Annotated in this window: 22 protein-coding genes; 11 read left to right on the top strand and 11 right to left on the bottom strand. The window is 42.2% G+C overall.

The window, feature by feature from the left end:
- Positions 1-8 precede the first annotated feature (8 nt).
- The 7 genes from accD to B5Y40_RS29775 form a co-directional block, all read right to left on the bottom strand.
- Positions 9-851 (bottom strand): acetyl-CoA carboxylase, carboxyltransferase subunit beta, encoded by an 843-nt coding sequence (accD, locus tag B5Y40_RS13220; protein WP_079687276.1) that lies wholly within the window; start codon positions 849-851, stop codon positions 9-11.
- 70 nt (positions 852-921) lie between these two features.
- A complete protein-coding gene (locus tag B5Y40_RS13215) occupies positions 922-1,992 on the bottom strand; it encodes a class I fructose-bisphosphate aldolase (protein ID WP_079687275.1) in 1,071 nt (356 codons plus the stop codon).
- Between the two features lie 348 nt (positions 1,993-2,340).
- On the bottom strand, positions 2,341-2,697 hold the full coding sequence (rplS, locus tag B5Y40_RS13210; protein ID WP_079687274.1) for a 50S ribosomal protein L19: 357 nt from the start codon (positions 2,695-2,697) through the stop codon (positions 2,341-2,343).
- Between the two features lie 182 nt (positions 2,698-2,879).
- Positions 2,880-3,554 (bottom strand): tRNA (guanosine(37)-N1)-methyltransferase TrmD, encoded by a 675-nt coding sequence (trmD, locus tag B5Y40_RS13205; RefSeq protein WP_079687273.1) that lies wholly within the window; start codon positions 3,552-3,554, stop codon positions 2,880-2,882.
- A 33-nt stretch (positions 3,555-3,587) separates the two neighbouring features.
- Positions 3,588-4,103: a ribosome maturation factor RimM gene (rimM, locus tag B5Y40_RS13200; protein WP_079687272.1), complete on the bottom strand. Its 516-nt coding sequence runs from the start codon at positions 4,101-4,103 to the stop codon at positions 3,588-3,590.
- Positions 4,104-4,178: 75 nt separating this feature from the next.
- Positions 4,179-4,712: a 30S ribosomal protein S16 gene (locus B5Y40_RS13195; protein WP_079687271.1), complete on the bottom strand. Its 534-nt coding sequence runs from the start codon at positions 4,710-4,712 to the stop codon at positions 4,179-4,181.
- 111 nt (positions 4,713-4,823) lie between these two features.
- Entirely contained in the window at positions 4,824-5,165 is a 342-nt protein-coding gene (locus B5Y40_RS29775; RefSeq protein WP_185145729.1) for a helix-turn-helix transcriptional regulator, read from the bottom strand.
- A 399-nt stretch (positions 5,166-5,564) separates the two neighbouring features.
- Here B5Y40_RS29775 and B5Y40_RS13185 point away from each other — a divergent pair, with 399 nt between their 5' ends.
- From B5Y40_RS13185 to lpdA, 5 genes are all read left to right on the top strand, one after another.
- Positions 5,565-8,309 carry a 2-oxoglutarate dehydrogenase E1 component gene (locus tag B5Y40_RS13185; protein WP_079687270.1) on the top strand — a complete coding sequence of 915 codons (2,745 nt, stop codon included), beginning with the start codon at positions 5,565-5,567 and terminating at the stop codon, positions 8,307-8,309.
- Between the two features lie 102 nt (positions 8,310-8,411).
- Positions 8,412-9,956, top strand: coding sequence for a 2-oxoglutarate dehydrogenase complex dihydrolipoyllysine-residue succinyltransferase (gene odhB, locus B5Y40_RS13180; RefSeq protein WP_079687269.1), 1,545 nt, complete (start codon positions 8,412-8,414; stop codon positions 9,954-9,956).
- A gap of 38 nt (positions 9,957-9,994) precedes the next feature.
- Positions 9,995-10,429 carry a DUF6452 family protein gene (locus B5Y40_RS13175; RefSeq protein ID WP_079687268.1) on the top strand — a complete coding sequence of 145 codons (435 nt, stop codon included), beginning with the start codon at positions 9,995-9,997 and terminating at the stop codon, positions 10,427-10,429.
- Positions 10,422-11,093, top strand: a complete 672-nt coding sequence (locus tag B5Y40_RS13170; protein WP_079687267.1) for a hypothetical protein — start codon at positions 10,422-10,424, stop codon at positions 11,091-11,093. The genes B5Y40_RS13175 and B5Y40_RS13170 overlap by 8 nt, the downstream gene beginning before the upstream one ends.
- Positions 11,094-11,103: 10 nt before the next feature.
- Positions 11,104-12,504, top strand: a complete 1,401-nt coding sequence (gene lpdA / locus B5Y40_RS13165; RefSeq protein ID WP_079687266.1) for a dihydrolipoyl dehydrogenase — start codon at positions 11,104-11,106, stop codon at positions 12,502-12,504.
- A 134-nt stretch (positions 12,505-12,638) separates the two neighbouring features.
- On the opposite strand, the gene B5Y40_RS13160 is transcribed toward lpdA, so the two are convergent.
- Positions 12,639-13,802 (bottom strand): lipoprotein N-acyltransferase Lnb domain-containing protein, encoded by a 1,164-nt coding sequence (locus B5Y40_RS13160; protein ID WP_079688428.1) that lies wholly within the window; start codon positions 13,800-13,802, stop codon positions 12,639-12,641.
- A gap of 73 nt (positions 13,803-13,875) precedes the next feature.
- On the opposite strand from B5Y40_RS13160, the gene B5Y40_RS13155 reads away from it, so the two are divergent.
- The gene (locus B5Y40_RS13155) at positions 13,876-14,898 is read left to right on the top strand and encodes an SPASM domain-containing protein (protein ID WP_079687265.1); all 1,023 of its coding nucleotides are present in this window, start codon (positions 13,876-13,878) and stop codon (positions 14,896-14,898) included.
- A 1-nt stretch (position 14,899) separates the two neighbouring features.
- On the opposite strand, the gene B5Y40_RS29365 is transcribed toward B5Y40_RS13155, so the two are convergent.
- Positions 14,900-15,070: a FeoB-associated Cys-rich membrane protein gene (locus B5Y40_RS29365; RefSeq protein WP_143785760.1), complete on the bottom strand. Its 171-nt coding sequence runs from the start codon at positions 15,068-15,070 to the stop codon at positions 14,900-14,902.
- A 194-nt stretch (positions 15,071-15,264) separates the two neighbouring features.
- On the opposite strand from B5Y40_RS29365, the gene B5Y40_RS13150 reads away from it, so the two are divergent.
- From B5Y40_RS13150 to B5Y40_RS13140, 3 genes are all read left to right on the top strand, one after another.
- Positions 15,265-17,673, top strand: coding sequence for an ABC transporter permease (locus B5Y40_RS13150; RefSeq protein WP_079687264.1), 2,409 nt, complete (start codon positions 15,265-15,267; stop codon positions 17,671-17,673).
- 161 nt (positions 17,674-17,834) lie between these two features.
- Complete coding sequence (locus tag B5Y40_RS13145; RefSeq protein WP_159453698.1) at positions 17,835-19,598, top strand: cache domain-containing protein; 1,764 nt, start codon at positions 17,835-17,837, stop codon at positions 19,596-19,598.
- Positions 19,599-19,610: 12 nt separating this feature from the next.
- Positions 19,611-20,804, top strand: a complete 1,194-nt coding sequence (locus B5Y40_RS13140; RefSeq protein ID WP_079687262.1) for a porin — start codon at positions 19,611-19,613, stop codon at positions 20,802-20,804.
- A 40-nt stretch (positions 20,805-20,844) separates the two neighbouring features.
- Here B5Y40_RS13140 and B5Y40_RS13135 read toward each other — a convergent pair whose 3' ends face one another.
- The gene (locus B5Y40_RS13135) at positions 20,845-22,635 is read right to left on the bottom strand and encodes a BamA/TamA family outer membrane protein (RefSeq protein WP_079687261.1); all 1,791 of its coding nucleotides are present in this window, start codon (positions 22,633-22,635) and stop codon (positions 20,845-20,847) included.
- Between the two features lie 158 nt (positions 22,636-22,793).
- On the bottom strand, positions 22,794-23,630 hold the full coding sequence (locus B5Y40_RS13130) for an endonuclease/exonuclease/phosphatase family protein (protein WP_159453697.1): 837 nt from the start codon (positions 23,628-23,630) through the stop codon (positions 22,794-22,796).
- Positions 23,631-24,004: 374 nt separating this feature from the next.
- On the opposite strand from B5Y40_RS13130, the gene B5Y40_RS13125 reads away from it, so the two are divergent.
- Both B5Y40_RS13125 and B5Y40_RS13120 read left to right on the top strand, forming a co-directional pair.
- On the top strand, positions 24,005-24,670 hold the full coding sequence (locus B5Y40_RS13125) for a C40 family peptidase (RefSeq protein ID WP_079687259.1): 666 nt from the start codon (positions 24,005-24,007) through the stop codon (positions 24,668-24,670).
- Positions 24,671-24,674: 4 nt separating this feature from the next.
- On the top strand, positions 24,675-25,637 hold the full coding sequence (locus B5Y40_RS13120) for a hypothetical protein (protein WP_079687258.1): 963 nt from the start codon (positions 24,675-24,677) through the stop codon (positions 25,635-25,637).

Genomic DNA, 25,637 nt, shown 5'->3' with positions numbered 1-25,637 from the left:
TTCGCGTTTTAGTTCTGAAGCATCTTCAGAAGCGTAGCAATTCTGCTCTTCAGGTTTCTGCGGTCGATGATAAAATCGAGGAAGCCGTGCTCCAGTACAAACTCAGCACTCTGAAATCCTTTCGGTAAATCTTTACCAATAGTCTCGCGAATAACGCGTGGCCCGGCAAAACCGATTAGTGATCCTGGTTCAGCAATATTGAAATCACCCAACATAGCATACGATGCTGTTACACCACCCGTTGTAGGGTCTGTCAGCAAAGAGATATAGGGCACTTTAGCTTTGTCGAGCAATGCAATCTTGGCCGAAGTCTTGGCCATCTGCATCAACGATAATCCTGCCTCCATCATACGTGCACCACCCGAGCGGGAGATCATGAGGAAAGGTATTTTGTTTTTCAGACTGTGGTCCATTGCACGGGCAATTTTTTCACCCACAACGGAACCCATAGAGCCTCCGATGAAAGTGAAATCCATGCAGGCGATGGTAATATCAAGTCCGTTTATTTTTCCATAGGCAGTACGCACAGCATCTTTAAGCTGTGACTTCTCCTGCGATTCTTTAATCCGCTTTGGATATGCTTTTGTGTCTTTGAACTTCAGGGGATCCGCTGATTCCATATCAGCGTCAAGCTCTGTAAACTTGTTCTCATCGAACAACACTTCAAAATATTCTTCAGAGCCAATACGCACATGATAATCTTCTTCAGGCACCACGTAAGCATTGCTCTTCAATTCACGCGTGTGAATAATCTTGCCAGCCGGTGATTTAAACCAAAGTCCATCGGGCACCTCACGTTTCGACTCCGTGGGTGTTACTATACCTTTATCACTGCGTTTGAACCATGCCATGTGTTAAAAATTTTAGTAAAAAATAAAGCCGATGTATCGGAAAGATACATCGGCTTGTTTGGGAAATCAATTATGCTACGTCAATCGACTTGTCGAGGTATACATCCTGAATTACATTCAGAACTTCTATACCTTCTTTCAACGGACGTTGGAATGCTTTTCTTCCGGAGATCAAGCCCATACCACCAGCACGTTTATTGATAACGGCTGTGCGTACTGCATCTGCCAGGTCGCTTGTACCTTTAGATTCTCCACCGGAGTTGATCAGACCTGCGCGGCCCATATAGCAGTTCGCTACCTGGTAACGGCAAAGATCGATAGGGTGTTCAGAAGTCAATTCTGAATATATTTTTTCATCCAGTTTTCCATAGCTGCTTCCACCAGTGTTCAATGCCTTGAAGCCACCATTGTTCTCAGCAAGTTTTTGCTTGATGATGTCCGCCTGGATTGTTACTCCCAAGTGGTTTGCCTGACCTGTTAAGTCAGCCGATACGTGATAATCAATGCCACCTTGTTTGAAAGCGTTGTTACGTGTATAGCACCATAAGATAGTACCCATACCAAGCTGATGCGCTTTTTCAAATGCAGCAGCAACTTCCTGAATCTGGCGAGTTGCATTGTCAGAACCGAAATATATAGTTGCACCAACGGCAACAGCACCTAAGTTCCATGCTTCCTCTACAGAACCGAACATGATTTCGTCAGCCTTGTTCGGGTAAGTGAGCAATTCGTTATGATTAATCTTTACGATGAATGGAATACGGTGAGCATATTTTCTAGACATCATGGCCAAAGCGCCATATGTAGTAGCCACAGCGTTGCAACCGCCTTCGATGGCAAGCTTAACGATATTTTCAGGATCAAAATAGTCAGGATTCTTTGCAAAGGATGCACCTGCGCTATGTTCAATACCTTGGTCAATCGGAAGAATGGACAGGAACCCTGTGTTGGCCAGGCGGCCTGTTCCGAATAATTGCTGAAGGCTTCTTAAAACCTGCGGTGTACGGTTTGATTGAACGAAGATGTTGTCAACAAAACTCGGATTCGGAAGGTGAAGGCGATCTTTTGAAATAGTTTTACTCTGGTGCTTCAGCAGGTAATCTGCGTCTTTGCCCAAGAGCTCTACAATGTTTTTTGCCATAATCTCTAAATTATTGGTCTGGTTACGGTTTTTAATGAGCGGGGACAAAGTTATTAATTATTTAATTGTATGCTAACCCACTTGAATTTCGCTGTTTTAACCGGCTTGCAATCGTATTAGATTTTGAATTGAGAATAGGTCACAACAAACACTTTGAATTTTAGCCCGTATTTTCTCTTGTCTGTACCCTTAACACGATGGTGTTATATGCATTCATTTTGAAAATGGAGTATATACTTTGGATGCACCGTGTGGACCTTGGTGCCGTATAGTTGACATGTAACTACAAACAAAAAAAGCCATTCCGAATTACTCAGAATGGCTCTATGTTTTTGAAGCGATAAACGCCTAAAGTTTTTCTTTGATCCGGGCAGCCTTACCTTGACGGCCTTTCATGTAGTAAAGTTTAGCTCTGCGAACTTTACCTCTCTTCAATACTTCTATTTTATCGATAGTAGGAGACACGATCGGGAAGATACGCTCAACACCTACACCGTTAGATACTTTACGCACTGTGAAGGTTTCACCGTTTGTACCTGCTCCTCTGCGCTGAATTACAGTGCCCTGGAATTGCTGTACACGTTCTTTGTTACCTTCTTTTATTTTCACGTGAACGTTGATAGTATCACCAGGATTGAAGCTGGGAAGCGTTTCACGGACTTTCGCAAATTCTTGCTCAACTAGTTTAATTAAGTCTACTGCCATAACTCGATGGTTTTGAAAATTGGACTGCAAATGTATGGAAAGAATTGAGAAATTCAGAGAGGAGCATAAAGATTTAAGTCGATTAATTCTCAGGAGAACAATTTTGCGGGTTTTTATGCCTTGACAGCGTTATTTACCGATTTAAAAACTTTTAAAAGCTCAATCGATTTGTGAAAAAATACTCAGTCGAGTAGCTCAGGTCTTCTCTGCTTTGTTCGTTCAAGAGATTGCTCATGCCTCCATTCTTCGATTTTTGTTGCATGACCCGAAAGTAAAACATCCGGGACTTTCCATCCTTTGTATTCAGCAGGACGGGTATACACTGGCGGTGCAATCAGGTCGTCCTGAAAGGAATCACTTAATGCAGAAGTCTCATCTGATAACACTCCCGGAATTAATCGCACTACAGCGTCTGCAACAACGGCTGCAGCCAGCTCACCACCGGAAAGAACATAATCGCCAATGCTGATCTCACGCGTCACCAGGTGTTCGCGTACGCGTTCATCAACGCCTTTGTAGTGACCGCATAGCAGAATTAAATTTTTCTTCAGGCTCAGTTCGTTCGCTATAGATTGCGTAAGACGCTGCCCATCCGGACTCATGTATATAATATCGTCATACTCGCGCTTCGCTTTGAGATCGGCTATACAGTTATCGATGGGTTCAATCATCATTACCATACCGGCACCACCACCAAAGGCATAGTCATCAGTTGTACGATGTTTATTCGTAGCATATTGGCGAAGGTCAATAACATTCACGGTAACAATGCCCTTTGCCTGCGCACGCTTTAATATAGAGTCAGAGAATGGACTCTCTATAAGTTTTGGCAATGTGGTAATGATATCGATGTGCATATTGCTAGAGTTATATGTATATACTTCAGAATATCAGATATCGAGAAATCCTTCCGGGAGATCTACACTAATTCGTTTTTTTGATTTGTTAATGCTCAGTATAAAAGGACTGTTAACCGGTATCAGAACTTCTTTTTCGCCTTGCATCAATACCAGTAAACGGTTAGCACCGGCCTGCATCACTTCGGTAACATTTCCTAAAGTGCCTGCTGTTTCATCAATAACTTCGAAGCCTGTAATTTCATCATCATAAAACTCTCCGCGGGTCGATTTTGGCCGCGCAGTCTTCGGAAGATAAATGGCTTGCTTGGAAATTTCTTCGGCTCCTTCCGGAGAATCTACATCTTCAAACTTTACAAATGCTTTGGAGCCTCGAACGGATACATGTTGAATAAAGTAAGGAACGAGTCGCTCATTGCTGGAAAGAAATACAGCATCGAGTGTAGCAAAATCATTTGGACAGTCAGCATCGATGGAAACCGTTACTTCTCCTTTCAGTCCGTGTGGTTTCAAAACGAGTCCGATTTTATAGCAGGAATCGATATTCATTTCGTGTAATCGTAAAATAAATATGCCGGTCCCGATGAGATCGGAACCGGCACACTCTTCAATTTTCTAAAGTGACTAAGCTTGCTCTTCAGCAGCAGGAGCTTCACCTTCAGCAGGAGCAGCTTCAGCCGGGGCTGATGCAACAGCAGAAGCAACTTCAGCTTTCTTACGAATAGCTTCAGCGCGAGCTTCTTTAATTTTTGTTTCAGCTTCTCTGCGAGCTTTAAGATCAGCTTGTTTAGCTTGTGATAATTTATCACGTTTAGCTTCGATCTTAGCGTCTTTGCCTTTCAGCCATTCTTCCAGTTTAGCATCTGCTTGTTCTTGCGTCAATGCACCTTTGATAACACCGATTTGAAGGTGTTTTTTCATAAGGATACCACGGTAAGAAAGCATGGCTTTAACAGTGTCGCTAGGTTGTGCACCATTCATAACCCAATGAAAAGCACGATCGTCTTTCAAGTCAATCGTAGCAGGGTTAGTAAGGGGATTATAAGTCCCGATTTTTTCAATGAAGCGTCCATCACGTGGAGCTCTGGCGTCAGCAACGACTACATCGAACATTGCCAGTTTCTTGCGGCCTCTGCGGGCCAATCTGATTTTAACCATTTCTTGTTAGTTTTTAAAATAGTGGAACTCGTCCGATTTTTAAAGGTCGCAAAGTTAAGGGAATTTTTCGGCCTGGCAATCGCAGCCGCATTCTTAATATAGTCAGAAGGACTAATTCATGGCTTTATTAATGAGTGTCAATTTATGAAACCACTGATTAAGGGTGCTTTCCTGGCCATCGAGCTCTACCATGATAGATATTGTATTATTTTTTTCTTTCCGTGTTACATACGGCACAAGCGCTTCCTGAACGCCTGACGCCTGGTAAAGGGAGAAGAAATTGAAATTTAAGATCTTACTGATCCTTTCAAGCTGATCAGTTTTAATCTCACTTCGTTCGAAGATATCATAAACATTACGTGAACTTGTGTTCAGCCTTTTAGCAAATTCTGAAAGCTTAAGACCTGATTCTTTGTATCTAATTTCAATTTCCCGTCCAATATGCAATGCCATGGCGTAAAACTAGAGTGAATATTACATACACGCTCGCGGCTTTCATGTGAATTTATGTCTCGTAAAATGTGATAATTTGGCGCGTTGATTTATTATTACACATAAGTATGATATAAAGACTCTCAATTAAAAGGCGTAACATTTAATTTGACGATAAACCGCGCGAAACTAGAGAGCCCATTTCTATGCATTAAGTCGAAGCTTATTCTTTACAGGATACAGTCCCATCTCACCTGATAGCTTTAATCCAGAGCGGACTAAAAAGCACTTCATTCCCGTGAAGTGCTTTTTTATTTTACCTATATGTTAACGAATGCAAAGGTAAATAATCGTTTATGCGATTTAACGGTTTTTATATAATAAGCGGCTTCTCTACATTTGTTCACTTTCTATAAAATCATGGACAAATATTCATACATCTCCAATGCAGACGTTGGTTATCTCGACCAGCTCTATCAAAATTATAAAAATGATCCAGCGTCCGTAGACCCAACCTGGCAAAAGTTTTTTGAAGGTTACGACTTTTCACAAGTGCGCTATGGCGATAAGGGAAATGGTTCTTCGGCAACAGCACCTGCTGTAACGGATTCTCTTTCGATAAAAGAAACGCAGGTGCGTAATCTTATTTTTCAATATCGCTCCTTCGGGCATTTGAAATCGAAAACAAATCCGGTTCGTGAAAGAAGAAATCACAATGTGAACCTCGATCACAAAAGTGTCGGCCTGACCGATGCCGATCTGGATATAGAATTTGATGTAGCAGCAGAGATCGGAATGCAACGCTCTACACTGCGCAAGATTATTGAAAAACTGAATTCAGTTTATTTAGGGCCGATCGGCTTTGAACATAACTTCATTCGTAACGATGATATTCGTGCATGGCTATATCAGAAGATTGAAAAAGAATACTACACTTATAATCCTGCTCAGGAAGAAAAGAAAAGAATTCTGAACAAGCTTAATGAAGCTGTGGTATTTGAGAATTTTCTTCACACAAAATTCCTTGGACAAAAACGCTTCTCACTCGAAGGTGGAGAGAACACAATCCCGGCATTGAACACGATTATAAATGTTGCCGCCGAGCTTGATGTGAAAGAAGTTGTGATTGGTATGGCGCATCGTGGCCGCTTGAATGTACTGGCAAATATACTTGGCAAAACATACGAGCAGATCTTCACCGAGTTCGAAGGAAACGTGAGCCCTGAAAACCTTACGATGGGAGATGGTGATGTGAAATATCACTTAGGATATTCAAGTCATATAAATACACCATCGGGTAAGAAGGTATATGTAAAGCTTACTCCAAACCCTTCGCATCTTGAAGCGGTTGACCCGTTGGTACTCGGATATACCCGTGGTCAGATCGATGATGAGTATAAAGGAGAATTGTCAAAAGGGATGGCGATTCTGATTCACGGAGACGCTGCCGTTGCCGGACAAGGTATAGTATACGAAGTGGTACAAATGTCTGGATTGCCTGGTTATACTACCGGCGGAACGATTCACTTTGTGATCAACAACCAGGTTGGTTTCACTACGGATTATGATGATGCACGTACCAGTATATATTGCACAGATATAGCGAAGATTGTGGATGCTCCGGTATTGCACGTAAATGGTGATGATGCGGAAGCTGTAAACTTCGCCTCTAAACTGGCCGTTGAGTATCGCATTAAATTCGGAAAAGATATATTCATTGACCTGCTTTGCTATAGAAGACACGGACACAATGAAAGCGATGAACCAAAATTCACGCAACCGAAACTGTATAACATTATCGCGAAGCATCAGAATCCACGTGAGATTTACGTTAAGAAACTGATTGAACGTGCAGATGTAGATGCAGCCCTGGCAGATGAGATGGATAAAAACTTCCGTAATCAACTTCAGGACAGACTAAACGAAGTAAAACAAAAGCCGCTTCCCTATAAACCACAAAAAATAGAAGAAGAGTGGGAGCAAATGAACTGGGCGAAACCCGAAGACTTTGACAAGTCACCGGACACCGGTATTAAAGAAAGCGTTATTGAAAAAGTAGGAAAAGCACTTACTACTATACCGGAAGGTTTCAAGCCGCTGAAACAAATTGAGAAATTACTGAAGGACAGGACAACCGCTTTCTTTGAAGAGAAAGTATTGGGATGGGCTGAAGCAGAATTGTTAGCATACGGATCTATGCTGCTTGAGAAAACTCCGGTGCGTATGTCTGGTCAGGATGTGAAGCGTGGTACATTCTCACATCGCCATGCATACTTTTTTGATGCAAATACAAATGAACCTTATTGCGGACTAGATAATCTTGATAAGAGCCAGGCTAAGTTCCATATATATAACTCTTTATTATCAGAGTTTGGTGTGCTTGGTTTTGAGTATGGCTACGCGATGTCATCGCCAAGTGCGTTGGTTTTGTGGGAAGCCCAATTTGGTGATTTCGTAAATGGTGCGCAGGTAATTATAGATCAGTTCCTTTCAAGTGCTGAATCGAAATGGCAGCGTATGAACGGCCTGGTGATGTTATTGCCACACGGTTATGAAGGACAAGGCCCTGAGCACTCAAGCTGTCGCCCTGAAAGATTCTTACAATTAGCAGCGGAGTATAATATGGTAATCTCCAATCCTACAACGCCTGCTAACTTCTTCCATTTGTTGAGAAGACAAGTTGCATGGCAGTTCCGTAAGCCTTGTATTGTGTTCTCACCTAAATCATTGTTACGTCATCCTGCTGTGATATCTCCGATCAAAGATTTTACAAGCGGATCCTTCTCGGAGGTACTTGACGATTCGAATGTATCAGCGAAAGATGTTAATCGTGTTATACTCTGCAGTGGTAAAATTTATTATGACCTTGTAGAGGTACAACAAAAGAGAAAGACGAAAGACACTGCTATAGTTCGGTTAGAGCAACTTCACCCGTTCCCGGAAAAACAACTGAAAGCCGTGCTCAAGAAGTATAAAGATGCTAAACTTGTGTGGGCGCAGGAAGAGCCGGCGAACATGGGCGCGCAATCATACATTGCCCGCATGATGCCGAAATATAATCTTGAGTTCGTATCACGTAAAGCCAGTGCTTCACCGGCAACCGGATACCTGAAGGTTCATAAAGTAGAGCAGGAGAAACTTGTGAATAAAGCTTTTGAAGTATAAACAGATAGAGTGAGTTGAGATTTTGAGATGAGGGTTGTTACTCAATCTGAAAAATGTAAATCTGAAATCATCAATCCTATAATCTAAAACATTAAAAATCGAATGGCATTACAGATAAAAGTACCCGCAGTAGGCGAATCAATTTCGGAAGTGACTATTGCAAACTGGTTAAAGAAAGATGGAGACACGGTTCAACTCGATGAAGTAATCGCAGAGCTTGAATCAGATAAAGCAACTTTCGAGCTTACTGCTCAAAGTGCTGGTGTTCTAAAAATCGTAAAACAACAAGGTGATACCGTGCCTATCGGAGATGTAATCGCAGAGATTGACTCCAATGGACAAGTATCAGCTCCAGCTGCAAAACCTGCTGCTACTCCTGCGCCTGCAGCAACACCTGCACCTGCTGCATCGGCTCCGCCAGCGGCACCGAAAGCAACGGGTGGAGTAAAGGAAATGAAAGTTCCTGCTGTAGGTGAATCCATCACCGAAGTAACAATTTCAACTTGGTTGAAAAAAGATGGCGACTTCGTTAACCTTGATGAGGTGATTGCAGAAGTTGAATCTGATAAAGCAACGTTCGAGCTACCCGCCGAAGCGTCTGGTATATTACGCATCGTAGCAAAAGAAAAAGAAACACTTCCGATTGGCGGACTTATCTGTAAAATAGAAATAGCAGAAGGTGCATCAGCTCCTGCGAAACAGGAAACTGCACCAGCGGCAACGGCTTCAGCGAATGATGCTGATAAAAGCTATGCTGCCGGACATCCTTCTCCTGCTGCTGCAAAAATCCTGGATGAAAAAGGGATTGCTTCTAACCAGGTGCAAGGTTCTGGTGTTGGTGGAAGAATAACAAAAGATGATGCTCAGAAGGCACAATCAGCGCCAGCGAAAACTGAATCGAAACCACAGACATCATCAACTCCTCCGGTAATTGCTACAGGTGGCGGTCGTGGTGAGCGCAGAGAGAAAATGACTTCGCTGCGTAAGACTATAGCGAAACGTCTCGTGGCTGTGAAGAATGAGACAGCGATGCTCACAACCTTCAACGAAGTAGATATGAAGCCGGTAATGGAGCTTCGCTCAAGGTATAAAGATCAGTTTAAAGAAAAATACGGTGTAGGGCTCGGCTTCATGTCGTTCTTTACAAAAGCAGTATGTACTGCATTGAAAGATTTCCCAGCCGTAAACGCTTCGATCGATAAAGATGAAGTGATATATCACGATTATTGTGATATATCTATAGCAGTATCAACACCTCGCGGTTTAGTTGTTCCGGTTATTCGCAATGCAGAGTCACTTTCATTCAATCAAATTGAAAGCGAAGTGATCCGGTTGGCAACACGCGGACGTGATGGTAAACTTTCCATAGAAGAAATGACTGGTGGTACATTCTCTATTACTAATGGAGGTGTATTTGGCTCGATGCTTTCAACACCAATCATCAATCCTCCGCAGTCGGCTATATTAGGTATGCACAACATCGTTGAGCGCCCGGTAGTGAAGAATGGTGAAGTTGTTGTTCGTCCGATCATGTACCTGGCACTTTCGTACGATCACCGTATCGTGGATGGAAGAGAATCCGTAAGCTTCCTCGTACGTGTGAAAGAGTTACTCGAAGATCCGGGAAGATTGATCCTGGGAGTATAATATAATTTAAACTAACAGATATACCATTCTATAAAGACATGAAGTATAAATTAACAAGAGGACTCCTCAGTGTGATTTTTATTTCATGTCTTTTTACATATTCAGGATGTGTGGATGAGTGCGAATTGGATAGCGAGCCAACGCTATTTATATACTTCTCCACAGAAAAATACTACAGATCTGTATACGGCTTGCATGGCAAAGAGAAACCGGTAAATCAGCCTGCTGATTATCAATACAGAGTGCCTTTGTCAATCAAGGATGACTCTACTATTGTCATCTTTGAATCGGATGTCAGAAATGACACGCTTACGATTCACTATAGCCGTACCGTTGAAATGCAATCTGCTCGCTGCGGTTTCAGAATTTACTTTGATGATTTCGAAATCGTAAAGCCAACAACGTTTACACAAGCCTCTGTGTCTTCTACTCTCGATTACTCACAAGAACTTTATGTTAATATTAATGAATAAAAGGTCATTGACGTTTTCATGTATCTTGTTTGTACTGGTATCAGTCACACATGCTCAAACGTATGATTCGCGGAGGCTATATTTCGGGGTTGATGTTCTCAGAACATTTCCGCTTACGTTCAACAGAGGCTTTGTGTTTGAACCTTCTCTGCTCTATAAAACCAAAGATCATACAATCATTGATCTCGCTGTTGGATTCAACGACATCCGGAAAGACGAACTATACTCGAATGTTGCTTATGCTAACACAGGACGCTATTACCGTTTAGGTGTAGGAAAGTTCCTGTTGAAAAGCAGGAAAAAGTTTAATGAATTCAATTTGCAGGCCTGCCTTATTTACTCTGACTTCACGGAGAAAGGAACGATTACATTTGAAGGCGATAACTATGGCGATCTCGTTGAAGTACGAACTCAACGTAACAAACTTTTCATCGTAGAACTGCAGCCCAATTACTGGCTTCCGATATCCGATAGAATTTCTGTAAATTTCCAAGTCAGGATTAATTACATCGTAACCAATCCTGACGAAAAAGATTTCCCTGTTTACTATGTACCCGGAGTCGGAAATGTACAAGCCTGGGGGAACAGAGATGGAATCCCTAACAGCAGACGCGTAACTGAAGGAATCTCCATTCGATTAGTATATAAATTTTTAGAATTATAAATATTGATTTATGCAATACAACGTCATTGTTATCGGCTCCGGCCCTGGAGGATATGTAGCAGCCATCCGCGCTGCCCAACTTGGATTTAAAACTGCTATCGTGGAAAAATATGATACGTTAGGCGGAACATGTTTGAATGTAGGATGTATACCTTCTAAAGCACTATTGGATTCTTCTGAACATTTCATCAATGCTAAGGAACACTTTGCTGAACATGGTATAGATATACCTGCTCCTAAAGTGAATATAGGGCAAATGATCAAGCGGAAAAGTGATGTTGTGAAGTCCAATGTAGATGGTATAGCCTTCTTAATGAAGAAGAACAAGATCGATGTTCATACTGGTGTTGGATCATTCGTGGATAAAAATACAATTAAGGTTACTGGGAAGGATGGAAAGGAAACTACCATTACCACCGATAAAGTAATTATAGCAACAGGCTCTAAGCCAACACCACTTCCTTTTGCTGCGTTCGACAAGAAAAGAATTATATCCAGCACGGAAGCGCTTGAACTGAAAGAAGTTCCTAAACATCTTATTGTTATTGGTGGCGGTGTAATTGGTATGGAGCTTGGCTCGGTATACGCGCGCATTGGCGCGAAAGTAACGGTGGTAGAATTTTTGGACAGCCTGATTCCAACGATGGATGGTACTATGGGAAAAGAGTTATCCCGTGTTGCTAAAAAGCTCGGCATGGACATTTTTCTGGGGCACAAAGTTACTGCTGTTGAAAATACAGGCAATGAAGTTGTGGTAAAGGCGGAACCTAAGAATGGTGGTAATGCCCTTGAACTGAAAGGTGATTATTGTCTGGTAAGTATAGGACGCAGACCGTATACCGATGGGCTTGGTCTTGATAAAATAGGAATTGAAACGGTTAAAGGTCAGATCCCGGTTGACGATCACCTGAAAACTAAAGTTGATAATGTCTACGCTATAGGCGATGTGGTACGCGGAGCTATGCTGGCGCACAAAGCGGAAGAAGAAGGTGTATATGTAGCTGAGCAAATGGCCGGACAAAAACCACATGTTAATTATCTGTTGATACCCGGTGTGGTATATACATGGCCAGAGGTCGCCAGCGTTGGCTATACTGAAGAACAATTGAAGCAGTCAGGGAGGGCCTATAAAACAGGAAGCTTCCCGTATAAAGCTTTAGGCCGTGCACGTGCCAGCATGGATACAGATGGACTTGTAAAAGTTCTGGCCGATAAGCAGACTGATGAAATATTAGGCATTCATATTATAGGAGCGCGTGCGGCTGATATGATTGCCGCCGGAGTAACGGCTATGGAATTCCGCGCATCAGCTGAAGATGTAGCACGTATGTCACACGCCCATCCAACCTATATGGAAGCGGTGAAAGAAGCTTGCCTCGCAGCAACCGCCAACAGACCGATACATATATAGTATCAGAATAATCAAGAGCACTGCAGGTCTATGAACAACCTGCAGTGCTTTAATGAAGTCTCAGGCTTTATAGTGACACCTCCTGCTCATTTTGTTACTACAGGCGCTGAATCGCAAACTAGTGTAACAGAATTCTAAGAAGCTTTCCTTAATTTATATTGTATAAATCCACGCAAGGCAATGGTGATTACGATTGGTGCCAGTGCTATATTTAGTTTTTGCGGAAGCATAGGCCATAAGAGCAATGTGAGCACAGCAATGACTGCCACCACCAGAAAATATTTCTTAAGCCATGCCGGCTGACGGATAAAAGCAATCGGCACAATAAGATTTGTTGGCAAGGCCCATAAGAGATTATAGTTATAGGCTGAGTTGTGATCTGTTCCGAACCACAAAAATGAGAGCATCACGCCAACCAAGCCGGTAACAATAAAAATTATAGCATCAAACCAGGTAGATAGTTTTTTCTTCTTCCAATCGCGGTAAGTAAGTATACCTGCTATCAGTGCGATGAAACTGAAAATATAGAGCGGATGCGGTAATCCTTTTGGAGCATCCTCCGCGCGTTCTTCATACACAATTCGTTTTTCCTTTACCAGCGGAACAAAAACTCCATTTTGTTTTATAGTGGCATGGTCAAGTCCCGACTCAACATAATCAGGCAAAAACATATACTCATACGGAGTTGCTTTCTTATCGATCTCCGATCCTAATCCTATATCTATACCGAGGTCGCCCCAAGGTTGGTTCTCCAGGTATAAATCTGTAAGCTCGCGAATGCTGTAATCGGTTTTGATATACGACCCGTCAAATACTACGCTGTCACCAAACGTAAGGCGTAGCACTCCGGGCATTTTGGTGGCACAGTTGTCGTAGAAATAATTGTAGCGATAATTTTCGTTTTCCGGAAGCGCGTTCCACTGCAGAAACTCATACATCTTTTGTTTTTGTGTCTGTGTAAGATTTAGTACTTGTTCGTGGATATAGCGATTATGGTAAATATATACATCGCGGAAACGCTTGTAATCATATACACCCAACTGGTAGTACATAAAACCTCGCGTAAAATTCAAATAAAAATTAGGCTGGTCGAAGTTGAATACACCGTAGTTATACGCATCATCTATATCCTGTGCAGGATCGTATACGCGAAAAGCACTGTGCCCGAACGCGGAGTACAATTCGCCCTGCCACGGCCCACAGGTGATCACCGAAATAGTGGCCTCCTCCGAAAGCTTAACGGGCTGTGAATATCCCGCGAAGGAAATACAAAAGAGTAAAAACAGAAGTTTTTTCATAAGTACGAATGAATTTCGAAAGATAACCACATTACGATAATCCAACCGATACTTTTCGCGAGTATCTTGCAGCATGATGCGCGCGTGGAAAGATCAGTTGAATTTTGCTTCCGGGTTAACGGCACAACGCGCCTGGAATGCAGCACAGATCTTTTCAAGTTATCATCGCTCGCGCATCGCGGGTATGCCTGCGATGAAAGGATTGCCCATCAGCATTTCGTTTGAGCCGACAACATCGTGTAACCTCCGATGTCCGGAATGCCCCAGTGGTTTACGATCTTTTACACGTGCAACGGGCATGCTGGAGCAACCTTTATTTCAACGTGTCATCGATCAGCTGGCGCCAACCCTGAGTTACCTGACGTTTTATTTTCAAGGCGAACCTTATCTGCATCCTCAATTTTTAGATATGGTGCAGTATGCTTCCAACAAGAATATATATACCGCCACTTCTACTAACGCACATTACCTGAAAGATGAAAATGCCAGACTTACTGTTGAGTCAGGTTTGGATCGCCTGATAATTTCTATTGACGGCACGACACAAGACACCTATCAATCGTATCGCGTAGGCGGCAGTCTTGATAAAGTAATGGAAGGCGCACGAAATATAGTGGCATGGAAGAAAAAACTTAAATCGAAAACGCCACACGTTATCTTTCAATTTCTCGTAGTAAAACCAAATGAACATCAGATCCCTGAAGTATATTCTCTGGCAGAGCAAATTGGCGTTGATCAGGTTGTATTAAAGACAGCACAGATCTATGATTATGAAAATGGTTCTGATCTTATTCCTACGCAGGATCAATATTCGCGCTATCGCAAAACGAAGGACGGCTCCTATACTATAAAGAATAGTTTAGACAATCATTGCTGGAAGATGTGGCACAGTTGTGTGATCACATGGGATGGCAAAGTAGTGCCATGTTGCTTCGACAAAGACGCGCATTACGTGCTGGGAGATCTCACCAAAAAATCATTCAGCGAAGTCTGGAATGGAGAAGAGTATAATCAGTTCAGGGCTTCGTTGCTTCGGTCAAGAAGTGAAATTGAAATCTGTAAGAATTGTACGGAAGGAACTAAAGTGTGGGCTTAGATTAAAGTCCTTTTTCGCGAAGTTGCTTTTCAATCTTATTGAAATCCACTGCGCCACATTTTCCACATCCGGATTCACACACTGATTTAGATTGAAAATTTTTATAGATCAGCCTGCCCACGTAAACTACCGCGAGGAGAAAAATAAAACCAACGATCAGGCTCTGGATCATGCAGCAAAGTTAATATACTTTTCAAACTACCGGTAAGCTGGGAAGGTTCCTGCTGCCCTTTTTTTGTCCGTAGCCGGACGCAGCCGAACACATTTGAACAAAGCAAAATTGCGTAAACCGTAATATTACAGGTGTTTTCAATGATCGCGAGTGTGGCATGATGTTGCGATAGAGGTGACCGAATCTTTTCACTTATGCTAAAAAATTATTTCAAAACCGCCTTTCGTAACCTGCTCCGTTCAAAAGGTATTTCGATTATTAATCTGTCGGGTTTAACCCTTGGCATTGCATGTAGCCTCGTGCTGTTTCTCATGGTAGCATACATGAGCAGTTATGATATATTTCAATCGAAGCGTGATCGCATTTATCGTGTGGTTAACAAATCTGTTGGAAATAATGGCACCGAGTATCAAGCCGGGGTTCCAACGGTTTTGCCCGAGGCGTTTCGCACCGATTTTCCGGAAGCCGAAGAAGTTGTATTTATATCGGAGGGTTCAAGTAGTCTCGTAACGATACCACAGAAAAACGGAGAGTTGAAAAAATTCCAGGAGGAAAATAAGATTGCTTTTACAGAACCTGGCTATTTTAAGATCTTCGATCGTGCAATTCTTTCCGGAGATGCAATCAAGGGTATAGATGAACCAAACGAAGCGATCATATCAACGCAGCTGGCAAAAAAATATTTTGGTAAGGAAGATGCTATAGGTGAAGTATTGAAATTCAATGATCAGGAGTATCGCGTTACTGCCATGATGGAAAATGCTCCGCCTAACACCGACTTCCCTTTTAATTTATTCCTGTCCTATAGCACCATAAAGAAAGAACGTGAAGAAGCCGGATGGAAAAGTATATGGAGTGGTGAGCAATGCTATATCTTGTTGAAGGAGCGTGAACAGATTGCCAAAATTGAGCAAAGACTACCTGCCTTTTCTAAGAAGTATTTAGGAGCCGATGATCCTGACAAAACAGAATTCATGGTGCAGCCACTTACAGAAATGCATTTCGATGAACGATTCGATACATATTCTTATAGCACAGTTTCGCGTACCTCATTAACGGCTTTCAGTATTATAGGATTGATACTTATACTTACGGCATGTATAAATTTCGTAAACCTTTCCACAGCAGAAGCTATAAAGCGCTCGAAAGAAGTAGGTGTTCGTAAATCATTAGGAAGTACGAGGATGCAATTGGTTGGCCAGTTTTTAGGAGAGACTACGCTGGTTACAACACTCGCGATGCTGCTTTCGCTTGGGTTAACACAACTTGCGTTGGCATTCATCAATCCGTTTATGGAAATGGAGCTTGCACTTAATTTTACGAGTGACACCAGCCTCTGGCTATTCATCATTTGCGTTACCGTTATAGTATCATTAATGTCGGGCCTATATCCTGCATTTGTTGTGTCAGGATTTAAACCGGCACAAGCTTTAAAGAATCTCATCAGCAATAAAAATTCTTCAGGCTATATGTTACGAAGAGGCCTGGTAGTGATGCAATTTTTTATATCGCAATTGCTCATCATTGGTACGATCGTAATTGTAAGCCAGATGAATTATTACCAGGATAAAGATCTTGGCTTTGCAAAAGACGGTATACTCATTGTACCTATACCGGAGCAAGAACAGCCAGCCGGTATAGAGGAAGGCGGGAGTAAGATGAGAACGTTACGCGATGAGATGGAAAATATACCGGGAGTAGAAATGGCCAGTCTTGCCAATGATCCTCCATCCTCGGGTCATGTATCGGGTACTAACTTCAAGTTACAGGGAAGTGATGAATCACATGGAACACAGGTAAAACAAATTGATGGTAACTACCTGAAATTATTTGAGCTCGAATTATTAACCGGGCAGAACGTACAAGACCTTGATACAGCAACCGGGTTTATAGTAAATGAAAAGCTGGCACATATTGCAGGCTTTGATAATGCAGCTGATATAGTAGGTAAAGTTATTCGTGTGTGGAGTAAAGAATATCCCGTGGTAGGAGTTGTTAAAGATTTTCATACCGTGTCACTGCATTCTCCAATAGAAGCAACGGTACTGTTCAATCGCATTCGCGGATATGAACACCTGGCGCTAAAGGTAAACGTGAAGCAGGCGCAAGGCGTGATTAGTCAGCTCAAAACAAAATGGGAGGCAGCGTATCCGGAACATTTATTTGAATATGAATTCCTTGATGAGAACATTCGCAATTTCTATGAAGGCGAACAACGCATGTCTATACTGCTGAGTATATTTACTTCCATGGCTATATTTATAGGATGCCTTGGCTTGTTTGGACTGGCAACGTTTATGGCCAATCAAAAGACGAAAGAAATCGGTGTTCGTAAAGTGTTGGGAGCTTCCGTAGAAAGCATCGTCATGATGTTCTCCAAAGAATATGCGAAGCTCATTCTACTCGGGTTTATGCTAGCGGCCCCGGCCGGCTGGTTCCTGATGGGTAAGTTTTTAGATGAGTTTGCCTATAAAATCGAAGTGGGTCCCCAGGTTTTCGTGCTCACATTTGGCATTACACTGCTTATAGCCATTCTTACTGTAGGATATAAATCATTACGGGCTGCAACCGTTAATCCCGTAAATTCATTGCGCTCCGAATAAGTGTACGTACCGCCATGTATGAAAAGCCTTTTTATAAAGGCTTTTTTTGTTTTAGGACAGTAAATACTGATCCACTTACTCAAAACAGTCGCCACTTGCTCATTCATGATCAGATTACTTCGTTGCGAATAGTAACCTTGTATCGTTATACCCCATTGATCATGAAACTCAAACAACAAATCACGCTACTGATCAGCCTTTCCTTATTAATACCCTCGGTGTTGATAAGCTCTGTGGCGATTTATAAGATCAAGTCGAAAGCTACAGCGGACATTGAATCTTACCGTTTGGAGGAGATGAATAAACTGAAACTATACGTAAAGCATATCACCGACATAGGATATGGTATAGTTGAAGTAAACTATAAACAACTTTCTGATTCCGTTACAGCCATATCAAAAGACACCACTGTGTCATCAGAAGCTCTGAGAAAAAATACACTTAATAAAACTCTGGTAATGCTTTCGCAGATCAGGTTCGACAAAGGTGAGGGATACTTTTGGGTGACTGACAATAAGGTACCATATCCTACCATGTTAATGCATGCTGAGAAGAAAAACCTGGCCGGTGTTTCATTGAGTGACGCAAAGTATAACGTAGAAAAATATACCGGTAAAAATATATACCAGCTTCGTGCGGAGTTGTGTAATGCAAAAGGCGAAGGATATGTAGAGTATACTATGAAGAAACCTGGTACAGAAGAAGTTGAAAACAAGTTATCATACTCAAGGTTATTTGCACCATTAGGTTGGATCATTTCTACCGGATTTTACACAGACCAGATTGATCAGTTAGTAGCGTTAAAGCAGGAAGAAGTTACTAAACAAATTGGACAGGTAGTATTAGTGATAGTCGGTATAACAATTTTCGTATTGATCACCGGGCTGTCTATTTCGTTTTATTTCAGCAACCGGCTTACACAAGCCATTATAACCATCAAGGAAAAACTGAAACAGCTTGCACGAGGTGAGCAAACTGAAGAGGCCACCACAACACGTAGAGATGAAGTAGGCGCGATGACCGAGTCACTTAACCTCCTTGTAAATGGCTTACGGTCCTATACCTCTTTCGCGAAGGAAATAGGACAGGGCAATCTCACACAATCTTTCCAGCCTTTAAGTGAATCCGATATACTCGGTAATGAGTTGCTTGATATGCGTAACAACCTCAAGAAGGCAACGGATGAAAAAAATATCCGTGACTGGGCAAATGAAGGGATGGCACATATCGGTGATGTATTGCGCAGAAATACATCAGACACAACTGAGCTTTGTCATGATATAGTAAAGATGCTTATTAAGTATATAAAAGCAAATCAGGGTGCGCTGTTCCTAATGGTGGAAGGTGACAAACCGGAAGATACGTGTTTGGAACAAATGGCAACATACGCATACGACCGGAAGAAAATGATAAACCGGAAAATTGGTTTGGGCGATGGCCTTGTAGGACAATCTGTATTGGAGAAAGCAACTATACATCTGTCATCAATTCCTAAAAATTATATCACCATTACATCTGGTTTGGGTGAAGCACTACCGGAAACAATCCTGATCGTTCCGCTGATTCACAATGATGAAGTATTTGGTGTTATTGAAATGGCATCGTTCAATAAACTACAGAAGCACGAAATACAGTTTGTAGAAAAAGTAGCAGAAAGTATAGCGAGCACAATTTCAACGGTACAGGTTAATGAACGCACGAAACGTTTACTGACACAAAGCCAGCAGATGTCCGAAGAACTTAAAGCACAGGAAGAAGAACTTCGTCAGAACCAGGAAGAACTTCAGGCAACGCAGGAGCAGATGCGCAGACGCCAGATCGAACTGGAACGTGAGAATGAATTGCTGAAACACGAAATGGCATTAGTGCCAGAAGCAAAAAATCGGCATGCATATGTAGCAGCATCCGTGCGTAAAGCATTTTAATCGGCGACCGAAATGAAGAAAATATATATACTGCTTTTTATACTGGCTCCAATGTGTCTTCAGGCTCAGGAGAATTATTGGATCAAAACCGATAGTCTTTTTAAATATGTACAGCCTGTTGCCAGCCTCCAATTCTGGAGCACCTATACCATGGGTGAGAAAGATCAGTTAACGGATAACGGACCTATGGAGTCTGTGCAGGATCGCCTGAATTTTTTAATCCGCAGAGCACGTATAGGCTTCAAGGGGAAGCCTTACAAAAAACTTAGCTATGCAGTGATGATTCAGTATGACAATATGGGAAAGGACAGATTTAGCGCTGTGCGCGGATCAACCAACACCGGCACGCTGGGTATATTGGATGCGTATGCAACATGGCGCATCAGCAAGAATGAAATGGCTTCGTTAACCGTAGGATATTTTCATCCGCAGATCAGCAGAGAATGTGTTACTGGCGATTTGCTTGTAAACTCTTTTGATAAATCTCCAACACAGGCCTATATCCGCCAGCATATTACCGGGAAAGGATACGGTCGGGCCACAGGTATAAATCTGGGAGGCCTTACCAGCAAGCATCTCGTTACCATCGATTATAACGTTGGTATTTTTAGCAACAATACAACCTCTGAAGAATTTACAGAGACATCCGGTAAATACTGGAGTCCACTTGTAGTAGATAGAGTAACCTTTACAGTGGGTGACACCGAGAAGAAAAATTACGCTATTAACTACGATGCCAATAATTACTATAGCAAACGCAAAGGTATTACGGTTGGTCTGAACAGTTCGGTACAGGGCAAAACAGATATATTTACCTCAAACTATGCTGGTGGATTCGATGTGTTGTTTAACTATGGGAGATGGAATATAGATGGAGAATGGATGTATATGGAGCGACACACGGAAGCGCAGACCTATAATATGAAGGCTGGCCATATACGTGCAGGCTACAATCTGATTATCAAAGACAAAATATTTCTGGAGCCGTGTGTAATGGTGACAAATTTTGAAGGCGATCAAGGTGCTCAGTTTTCAGGTGAAGATCGGATGTTGGATGTTGGCGTGAACTGGTATCTGAATAAGAAAAACTGTAAACTCAGCCTGCACTATATAACACAGCAAGGCCATGGTGATAATAACTATACCGATGATATTACTTTTAAGAAAGGTGATTTCGCGGGTCTGGCATTTGTTCTACTGATGTAAATTTTTCCAGGGACATCAAGTATATATAGTGATCCCTGTGTCAGTTATACCTGACAAACGAAGGGGGATTGACGAACCTTCCGCTATACTTTAACCGGACGTTTGTAGTGATTTTAAAACTGAGATGACTTACACCATCCACCGCTGTGGGAAAATAAAAGGCACGTAGCTCGATCGTGCCGAAAATAAGATTTTCATTCCGGATGCGAACGCCACTGGTAGTTCCCCAATAAAACTCACCCAGTGACTTACTTGAAATGATATCTTTTAGAAAAGCATTTTCAAGAGACAAAAAAGGAGCGAAGCGAAAACCGGCAAGTTTCCATTTTGTAAATACGGTTGTCTCTACACGGAGTGATATACGCTGTTTTCCATATAAACTGTCTGGAGAAAAGCCAGTGAGTTCATCATTCAGTGTAAGCAGTTCCCTCGTAATTGTATTATAGGCCTGTGCATATCCGCCCTGTACAAGGTGACGGATTTTTACCCTTCCCGATTCATATAGCTTGCTATAGTGTGTCCCCCCTATATAATAAAAAGTATCCGAAGTTTTCTTGCTTGTAAAGAATGTACCAAAGCCACCTTCAATAGTTGTAAAGGCCCCGTTCTTGTTAACAAAACCTCGTGTGAAAGAAGTACCAGCGTACATCCTTTTTGCACCCAGTTCTTTAGACCAGCCCGTAGTAAGCGTTATCGTTTTTCCATAGGGCACGTCTTCCGTTCGCCCAAAGCCATATATATACCGGGTCTTATAGAAATTCCGATTATAGAAAGTCATTTCACCCAATACAAATTTCTGGTCATTATATATAGGGTTAAACTCTTCTCCGGGCTGCGAGGGTTGCTGAGAATAATGTTGTCGGTAATACCGGATCGCTGCAAAGTGTCTGTCGCGATTCTTTGCCATGTTGCCAATGCTGAAGTTATATCCGCCCCACACATCTTCTATATTATAGCGATACTTTCTAAAGGTACTGTCGGGATATTGAAAAACATTTCGCGACCAGTTACGACTTACTTCGAGTCCGCCCGCAAGACGCGAGTAAGGAGATACCAATGGACGCTCAAGACGAATGAAGTATGCATATTCATTTTCTTCACCCAGACTTCGCGCATTGTCAAGTTGGGTATAGCCACCGGAGACGTTGATCAACGTACCTCCTATACTTGTTTTCCTATAGAAAAGATCTAATCCGACAACCGGCGAACGTCCGGTTTCAAAACCAACACCGGCTTGCACGCGTTGGCCCATTCCAAAAAGATTAGCATCATACAAGCCGATCCGGTAATCGCTGATGCCTCCCGAAGATACGCGGGCGCCTAAACTGAATACGTCTCGCGTCACAATTTCAAGATCAACAGAATCTGGCGATCCCTTTATACGATGCACTATAATTTTGGAGTCCAGTATAAAGTCAAGATCACGAAGATAGCGTTCGTTATCCGCAACCCGATAGGGATTCAACGGACGGTTCTCTCGTACGAAAAGGTTATCACGGATTACACTTTCGCGTGTAGTAGAGTGAAGTGTATTGGCAATTCGCGTTACCTCGCTTTTAAACCTGTGCGAAGAGTCATACATCGTTCGTTCGAAACCAATATGATTTATAACGATGTGGCGTATAATTTTCCCTTCATAGGGCAAAAAAGGAGCTTCACTTTTTACGTTGATGGAAGAATCGGAACTCGGTTTCCGTGAAATGGTTTTCATCACTTCCTTCGAGAGCCGGTTGTCGAGAATTCTTTTTTTGGTTGAATCTGTTTGCGCCAGCACCTTCACGTGAAGGGCCAGGATCATTACAAACAGCACGGACAACCTTATGGCAGACATTGAGAAATGGAAGATAGAAAAAAGGATTAAAACGGTAGAAGTAATGTTGTATTGACTTACCAGGACGGTTTTATTCCTGCATCCGTGTAATATAAAAAATCATTCCAGTTGTTGACTCATTTTTTTGGAATGAGATTTTTGCAATAAGCATTACCTCATTATTTCTTCCACCAAAATTCGCACCACACTGGTAAGTGATCAGAAGGATAATGGTGGCCGTCATGATCGGTTATTACCTGGTAGTTTTGCGGAATAAATCCTTCGGTATAGAATATATAATCGATCACTTTACAAGGCTCGGTCGTTACTGCAAAGTTGCAGAATGTACCCTGTGTGTCAGAGGGTGGTCGCGAGTTCAGTAATTTCAGAACCTGGCCATCGGCCATAGCCTGGTAAGAAGCATCCGTAGGCTCGCTGTTAAAATCACCGGTTAAAATAACAGGAAGATTTTTTCGGAGTGAACTGATTTTTTCTTTTATGAGAAGAGCACTTTTTTCACGAGCCACTTTACCAATGTGATCGAAATGTGTATTAACAATTACTAAATCTTTTTTGGTAGAGAGGTCGTGAAGTATAGCCCAGCTTGCAACGCGCGTAATGGCGGCATCCCAGCTTTTACTCCCGGCAATTTCAGGGGTTTCAGAAAGCCAAAATGTACTCTGTTGTTTTATAGCGAATCGTTCTTTCTTAAAAAGGATCGCTGAATATTCTCCCTTCGTTTTCCCATCGTCACGACCAACACCTACAAAGGTATATTCCGGAAGATTGCTCAGAAGATCCTGCAGTTGATGATGTAATGCCTCTTGAACTCCCAGAATATCAGGACTATACTTTTTGATGAGTGCATATACTTTATCACTTCGTTTAGGCCATTGATTAACACCATCCACCGGATGGTCGAGACGAATATTGTACGACATCACTTTTAAAGATTGGGCATGCATAGCCGCGAAAGAAAACGTGAGGAGTATAGTAAAGAAAAATGTTCTAATCATCTTTAAAATATAAAAAAGGTTGCCTGGCAAGTTAACAGATATATGTCTATTTGGTTTTAAATTTTCCATAAGCTGTTGATATCTACCGAAATGTTGCGTAGTATTGATATACATTCTGTTGACTCCTTCAAGATTTGTGTTACGATACAGTGGAGTAAGTGAAGCCAGCCATACTCGTTGAATTGTTAGTTTGTTTTGATAAACCCTCTGCCTCATGAAACATTATCAGCATTATCCCCCTGCACATTTACGAACGTGATATCATTTTCTGCTATCGCAATACCAATCGTTACCTTGCTTTCTTTTGCAGCCCACCGCTGATGCATTCTGTTTTTAGAATTCGTTGTCTATATATACTACTCCTGTCTTTCCAAATGGATAATCTTATTAAAGTAGCTATAGCAGAACTCGGTCAAAAAGAAATTCCGGGCGCTGAAGATAATGCTGCTATAGTGCGCTATGCACACGAATCTGGTTTTAACTGGATCAACGATGATGAAACACCCTGGTGTAGCATCTTTATAAACTGGTGCGCGAAAAAAGTAAACCTGCGCGGCACCGGAAAGGCCGATGCCCGCTCCTGGCTGTTTGCTGGACAACGGGTTGATAGCCCTGAGCCTGGTGATGTAGTTGTTTTCTGGCGTGAGAAACCGGATTCTTGGAAAGGCCATGTTGGTTTCTTTTTTGGATTTTCGAAAGATGGGAAGAGAGTATATTCTCTTGGTGGAAATCAAGGCAACCAGGTTTCCATCACAGCCTTCCCGACAGATCATGTATTGGGATTCAGGCGATTAGCTCCCTCATCAACAATGATTTTGCCGGACACTATACTTCGCATGAGTAGTACGGGCAATGCTGTAAAAATATTACAAGATGCATTAAAAATTGCAGGCTTTGATTGTGGTACTTCCGATGGAGACTACGGAACAAAAACCGAAGCTGCCGTAAAAGCATTGCAAAGTACTCGCTTTGGTTTGCGGGTTGATGGTATATTTGACGAAGCTACACGTATATACCTGCTTGAAATTTTAAACCAATAAACGTATGTCTGCTTTTGCTATTCTCGATCTGGTGATCGGATTAATATTCATTTACTTTCTACTAAGCCTGGCGTGCTCCGCTATACAGGAGATCATTTCCAGTTTTGTACGACTTCGCCCCAAGGTATTAAACCAATGGCTTTTAGATACCTTTCAAAAAGGCGGTATAGGGGAAGCCATCCTGAAGCATAAACTCATTGACGGTTTAACAGCAAAAGGACGTATGGCCGCCTATATACCTTCAGATAAATTTTCGCGCGCATTACTCGATATCATTCACCACCGACAGTTTGGGGATAAGCCGTATACTATAGATACACTGCGTCAGGCGATTGCTGCAACCGATTTACTCGATGAAGATTTTAAACGAACGCTGTTGCAATCTATAGCGGAAGCATCCGGTGAAATAACGAAAGTGAGGAGAGAAATAGAAGCATGGTTCGATCAGGCCATGGAACGTGTTTCGGGCACATATAAGAAAAAGGCACAGGCCATGATCTTACGAATTTCTATTATACTTTCATTTGCACTGAATGTAGATTCTATAGATCTGTCAAAGTACTTATATGAAAATCCAGCTGCCCGGCAGAGCCTGGCAGACCGTGCCGAAGCAATCACGCACGATTCCACCTATATAGAATTGGTAAACAAAGCACGGGAGGCTAAACAAGATTCCTTGCATCCCTGGAAAAACGCTGACGAAGCTATACAACAGGTAAAGACAAATGTGCAGCAACTGAAGGCATTGAAATCCGAGTTGGACGCGAGTGCTTTACCACTCGGCTGGCAATCAGCAAAGCCGGTTCATAATTTTGGGGGATGGGTAGTAAAAATTCTTGGAATTTTATTTACAGCACTAGCCGTATCGTTGGGTGCGCCATTCTGGTTTGATATGTTGAACAAACTGGTAAACCTTCGGAGTGTTGGAAAGAAACCTGAGTCGGTAACGAAACCTGAAAACACATAA

The sequence above is a fragment of the Ohtaekwangia koreensis genome (genome assembly GCF_900167975.1).
GTDB lineage: Bacteria > Bacteroidota > Bacteroidia > Cytophagales > Cyclobacteriaceae > Ohtaekwangia > Ohtaekwangia koreensis.
Note: the sequence above shows the minus strand (reverse complement) of the source record. Positions and strands in the feature narration are given on the sequence as shown.

Excerpts from the sequence above, each read along its gene's own strand:
- B5Y40_RS13145 (WP_159453698.1), top strand. The coding sequence starts at position 17,835 with ATGAAACTCAAACAACAAATCACGCTACTGATCAGCCTTTCCTTATTA.
- B5Y40_RS13150 (WP_079687264.1), top strand. The coding sequence starts at position 15,265 with ATGCTAAAAAATTATTTCAAAACCGCCTTTCGTAACCTGCTCCGTTCA.
- B5Y40_RS13120 (WP_079687258.1), top strand. The coding sequence starts at position 24,675 with ATGTCTGCTTTTGCTATTCTCGATCTGGTGATCGGATTAATATTCATT.
- B5Y40_RS29365 (WP_143785760.1), bottom strand. The coding sequence starts at position 15,070 with ATGATCCAGAGCCTGATCGTTGGTTTTATTTTTCTCCTCGCGGTAGTT.
- trmD (WP_079687273.1), bottom strand. The coding sequence starts at position 3,554 with ATGCACATCGATATCATTACCACATTGCCAAAACTTATAGAGAGTCCA.
- odhB (WP_079687269.1), top strand. The coding sequence starts at position 8,412 with ATGGCATTACAGATAAAAGTACCCGCAGTAGGCGAATCAATTTCGGAA.
- B5Y40_RS13155 (WP_079687265.1), top strand. The coding sequence starts at position 13,876 with ATGATGCGCGCGTGGAAAGATCAGTTGAATTTTGCTTCCGGGTTAACG.
- B5Y40_RS13195 (WP_079687271.1), bottom strand. The coding sequence starts at position 4,712 with ATGGTTAAAATCAGATTGGCCCGCAGAGGCCGCAAGAAACTGGCAATG.
- B5Y40_RS13140 (WP_079687262.1), top strand. The coding sequence starts at position 19,611 with ATGAAGAAAATATATATACTGCTTTTTATACTGGCTCCAATGTGTCTT.
- B5Y40_RS13130 (WP_159453697.1), bottom strand. The coding sequence starts at position 23,630 with ATGATTAGAACATTTTTCTTTACTATACTCCTCACGTTTTCTTTCGCG.
- B5Y40_RS13160 (WP_079688428.1), bottom strand. The coding sequence starts at position 13,802 with ATGAAAAAACTTCTGTTTTTACTCTTTTGTATTTCCTTCGCGGGATAT.
- B5Y40_RS13215 (WP_079687275.1), bottom strand. The coding sequence starts at position 1,992 with ATGGCAAAAAACATTGTAGAGCTCTTGGGCAAAGACGCAGATTACCTG.
- lpdA (WP_079687266.1), top strand. The coding sequence starts at position 11,104 with ATGCAATACAACGTCATTGTTATCGGCTCCGGCCCTGGAGGATATGTA.
- B5Y40_RS13175 (WP_079687268.1), top strand. The coding sequence starts at position 9,995 with ATGAAGTATAAATTAACAAGAGGACTCCTCAGTGTGATTTTTATTTCA.
- B5Y40_RS29775 (WP_185145729.1), bottom strand. The coding sequence starts at position 5,165 with ATGGCATTGCATATTGGACGGGAAATTGAAATTAGATACAAAGAATCA.
- B5Y40_RS13135 (WP_079687261.1), bottom strand. The coding sequence starts at position 22,635 with ATGTCTGCCATAAGGTTGTCCGTGCTGTTTGTAATGATCCTGGCCCTT.
- B5Y40_RS13170 (WP_079687267.1), top strand. The coding sequence starts at position 10,422 with ATGAATAAAAGGTCATTGACGTTTTCATGTATCTTGTTTGTACTGGTA.
- rimM (WP_079687272.1), bottom strand. The coding sequence starts at position 4,103 with ATGAATATCGATTCCTGCTATAAAATCGGACTCGTTTTGAAACCACAC.
- rplS (WP_079687274.1), bottom strand. The coding sequence starts at position 2,697 with ATGGCAGTAGACTTAATTAAACTAGTTGAGCAAGAATTTGCGAAAGTC.
- B5Y40_RS13125 (WP_079687259.1), top strand. The coding sequence starts at position 24,005 with ATGGATAATCTTATTAAAGTAGCTATAGCAGAACTCGGTCAAAAAGAA.
- B5Y40_RS13185 (WP_079687270.1), top strand. The coding sequence starts at position 5,565 with ATGGACAAATATTCATACATCTCCAATGCAGACGTTGGTTATCTCGAC.
- accD (WP_079687276.1), bottom strand. The coding sequence starts at position 851 with ATGGCATGGTTCAAACGCAGTGATAAAGGTATAGTAACACCCACGGAG.